The sequence below is a fragment of the Vibrio sp. 03_296 genome (assembly GCF_002265885.1).
In genome coordinates, this window is the sequence record NZ_NPKW01000183.1 from 1 (window position 1) to 472 (window position 472).

1 pseudogene is annotated in these 472 nt (G+C 46.2%); it reads left to right on the forward strand.

Annotation, left to right across the window (positions count from 1 at the left end):
• Positions 1-158: pseudogene (locus CIK04_RS22770) on the forward strand (DeoR/GlpR family transcriptional regulator); the annotation flags it as partial.
• Between the last annotated feature and the right edge of the window lie 314 nt (positions 159-472).

The following is a 472-nucleotide window of genomic DNA, read 5'->3' on the forward strand; positions in this document are numbered from 1 at the left end:
ATCTGGCCGTTGACCACAGTAAATTTGGCCGCAATGCGATGGTCAAGCTGGGGAATATTTCGCAAATCAATATGCTGATCACCAATGAACAGCCRCCAGAAGAGATCACGGCGATTTTGAAAGAGCAGCAGATCCCTTGCGTTGTCGCCGGCGAATAAACTTAAAAGGCATTTCCAAGCCCCGTCACTAAGTGTCGGGGCTTTTTTGTGTTCAAATCACACAAACGAGCACAAACGAAAATAATAGCTGATCTCATTCGAAACTTAAGTTATGCTCATTTAAGTTTCAAAAATGCTCGTTCGARCAAAAATAACATTAGGTCAGCTCAAATGAAGAACAACTCCTCCACACCATACATCAACACTCGACATCTTGGTTGTCGGGGCGGTATCAATGGCGCGAGGCATCGCAGCAGATGCGGCAGGACGTGGCCTTAGCGTCGCACTTTTTGAAGCCAAAGATTTTGCCTCGG